Source organism: Arenimonas sp. (genome assembly GCF_019459675.1).
Lineage (GTDB): Bacteria > Pseudomonadota > Gammaproteobacteria > Xanthomonadales > Xanthomonadaceae > Arenimonas.
The window spans coordinates 1-3,081 of sequence record NZ_JAIBFH010000077.1 but is presented as its reverse complement, the minus strand read 5'-3'; the positions used below and the strand labels follow the sequence as shown (position 1 = coordinate 3,081).

The following is a 3,081-nucleotide window of genomic DNA, read 5'->3' as shown; positions in this document are numbered from 1 at the left end:
TGTCAAAAACAACCACACCAAGAACACCCGCGCCGGTACGGGCACTAAGCTCAACAGCGCCTACGACGCCCGCGGCGGGCGGCTGGGCAACCGCGCCGCGGTGGGCCGGTTCGACAATACGGTTGATCTTTCCGGCACGAGTGCTGGTGGCTGACAGGATTGCGCATCGTTTCCGGACACCCGAGCTGCTGCAGACTGCCCTGAGGCATCGCAGCGCCGGGACACCCAACAACGAGCGGCTGGAGTTCCTCGGCGACGCCCTGGTCAACCTGGTCGTTGCCGAAGCCCTGCACGAACGCTGGCCGAAGGCCGACGAAGGCACCCTGACCCGTGCGCGCGCCAGCCTGGTGCGCGAGTCCGCGTTGGCCGAAGTGGCCCGCCCGCTCGAGCTGGGCGCGCGCATCGAGTTGGGCCCTGGCGAGATGAAAAGCGGCGGCCACCGCCGCGACTCGATCCTGGCCGACGCGGTGGAAGCCATTGTCGCGGCCATCCACCTGGACGCCGGATTCGAAACCTGCCGCGCCGTGGTGATGCCCTGGTTCGAGCCCATGCTTGCCGAGCTGCCGACCGGCAAGGCCGCCAAGGATCCCAAGACCCGCCTGCAGGAATGGCTGCAGGGGCGGCAGCTGCCGCGGCCAAGCTACCGGCTGGTGGAGACGCACGGCGACGACCACGCCCGCATCTTCCTGGTCAGCTGCGAAACCACCGACCCCATCCACGCCGAGCTGGCCGAGGCCGCCTCGCTGCGCGCCGCCGAACAGCAGGCGGCCGAACGCCTGCTTGCGAAACTGGAGAAAAAGTGAACACCGTTCCCCCGACTGAAGCCGCGTTCCGCGCGGGCACCATTGCGGTGCTTGGCCGCCCGAACGTGGGCAAGTCCACCTTGATCAACGCCATGGTGGGCGCCAAGGTGAGCATCGTCTCGCCGCGGCCGCAGACCACGCGCCATCGGCTGCTGGGCATCGCCACGTTCCCCGAGGGGCAGCTGCTGCTGGTGGATACCCCCGGCATCCACGGCCAGCAGAAGCGCGCGATGAATCGAATGATGAACCGCGCGGCGCGCGGTGCGGTGGAGGGCGTGGATGCGGCGCTGCTGGTGATCGAGGCCGGGCGATGGACCGACGACGATGCCCTGGCCTACCAGGCGCTCAAGACCTCGGGCGTGCCCTGCGTGCTGGTGATCAACAAGGTGGACAAGGTGACCGACAAGGCCGCGCTGCTGCCTTTCATCGCCGAAGTGACCAAGGAGCGCGATTTCAGCTCCGTCTATCCGCTGTCGGCCCTGAAGAAGCGCGGCCTCGACGGCCTGGTGAAGACCCTGCTCAAGCTGGTGCCGGAATCGGAGCCGCTGTACGCCGACGACGAGATCACCGACCGCAGCGAACGCTTCCTGGCCGGCGAACTGGTGCGCGAACAGCTGATGACCCGGCTGGGCGACGAGCTGCCTTATTCGGCCACCGTTGAAATCGAGAAGTTCGAGCTCGACGGCGAAATGCTGCGCATAGCGGCGGTGGTCTGGGTGGAGCGCGAAGGCCAGAAGCCGATCGTCATCGGCAAGGGCGGCGAGCGTCTCAAGGCGATCAGCACCGGTGCCCGCATCGGCATGGAAAAGCTTTTCGACCGCAAGGTCTTCCTGGAGACCTGGTGCCGCGTGCGCGAGGGCTGGTCGGACGACGAGGCCGCGCTGCGCCGGTTCGGCTATTCCGACTGACATGGCCCGCTGCACGCTGGCCCATCCGGACTGACCGGCGTGCGGATCGAGGCGCAACCAGCCTTCGTGCTGCACGCGCGGCCCTGGCGCGAAACCAGCCTGATCGAGGAGCTGTTGACCCGCGACCATGGCCGCGTGGCGGTGATCGCCCGTGGCGTGCAGGGCGCCAAACGCCACCCGCTGCGCGCCGCGCTGCAGCCGCTGCAGTGGCTGCGCGTTGATTTCCTGCCGCGCGGTGAGCTGGCCCGGCTGCTGCAGGCCGAGGCCCTGGATGCGGCGCCGCTGCTGCAGGGCGAGGCCCTGATGGCGGCGTTCTACCTCAACGAACTGCTGCTGCGGCTGCTGCCGCGGCAAGACCCCGCTCCGGCGCTTTTTGAGCGCTATGCCCAGGTGCGGCAGTCGCTGGCGGGGGCCGACCCCCTGGCCTGGACGCTGCGTCGGTTCGAGCGCGATCTGCTGGAGCTGCTGGGCTACGGGCTGCCGCTGGACCAGGGCGAAGACGGTGAGCGGCTCGACCCCGCCGGGCGCTACCGGCTGGATGCGGAGCTGGGGCCGGTGCGCGACCGCGCGCACGGCGCCGGATCCACCAGCGGCGCGGCCCTGCTGGCCCTGGCCGACGACAGGCTGCCGCCGCCGGGGCAGCTGGCCGAGCTGCGCGCGGCGCTGCGCGGCGTGCTGCAAAGCCACCTGGGGCCGCAGCCGCTGAAGTCCTGGGGCCTGCTGTCGGAGCTGGCCCGCATCAACAGGCCCTGATCATCGCGCGAAGGCGCCGGCTTGCCATTGGAAAACCGCCTGCGCCGCCGCATCGCCCGGTGCGCGCGACAGCGCCTGCACGGCCTGCAGCAGCGGCGCCGCGCCCACGTAGCTGCAGCTGGCCTTGAGCCGATGCAGCTGCGCCTGCGCACGGGCCGGATCGCCATCGGCGAGGGCGGCGGCGATGTCGGCAGCCTGTGCGGGCAGTTCGGCCAGGAACAGCGCCCGCAGCGACTGCACCGCTTCCGGGCTGCCGCCCAGCGCGGTCAGCGCCATCGGGTCGTCCCAGCGGGCTTCCCCGTCAATCGTGCCGATGCCCGGTGCCTGCAGCCAGCCACGCACTGCGCGCTGCAGCGCCTGGCAGGAAGCGGGCTTGGTCAACACGGACAGGAAGCCGTCGCGTCGCAGCTGCTCATGGGCCTGTGGCTGGTCGTCCGCGGTGAGCGCCAGCGCCGGCACGCGCAGCCCGTCCTGGCGAAGCTCGCGCAGCAGCGCACCGCCATGGCCGTCGGGCAAGTGGGCGTCGAACAGCCAGAGTGCCTGGCCCGGGTCGGCCAGGCGACGCGCTGCCGCCAGGGTGCCGGCTGTTCGACCTCGGCCGGCAGCACCGCAAAAGC

4 protein-coding genes are annotated in these 3,081 nt (G+C 70.5%); 3 read left to right on the top strand and 1 reads right to left on the bottom strand.

What is annotated here, in order from left to right; translation table 11 throughout:
• Nucleotides 1–140: 140 nt before the first annotated feature.
• Genes rnc through recO form a run of 3 tightly spaced genes read left to right on the top strand, consistent with a single transcriptional unit; the run spans nucleotide 141 to nucleotide 2,464 of the window.
• Entirely contained in the window at nucleotides 141–803 is a 663-nt protein-coding gene (rnc, locus tag K0M70_RS02890; protein WP_290779036.1) for a ribonuclease III, read from the top strand.
• The gene (era, locus tag K0M70_RS02885; RefSeq protein WP_290779033.1) at nucleotides 800–1,711 is read left to right on the top strand and encodes a GTPase Era; all 912 of its coding nucleotides are present in this window, start codon (nucleotides 800–802) and stop codon (nucleotides 1,709–1,711) included. Before rnc ends, era begins: the two co-directional genes overlap by 4 nt.
• A gap of 39 nt (nucleotides 1,712–1,750) precedes the next feature.
• Nucleotides 1,751–2,464 carry a DNA repair protein RecO gene (gene recO, locus K0M70_RS02880; protein WP_290779030.1) on the top strand — a complete coding sequence of 238 codons (714 nt, stop codon included), beginning with the start codon at nucleotides 1,751–1,753 and terminating at the stop codon, nucleotides 2,462–2,464.
• Here the strand turns inward: recO and K0M70_RS02875 are convergent.
• Nucleotides 2,465–3,081, bottom strand: a 617-nt coding sequence (locus K0M70_RS02875) for a response regulator (RefSeq protein WP_290779027.1), incomplete at its 5' end; no start/stop codon positions are given.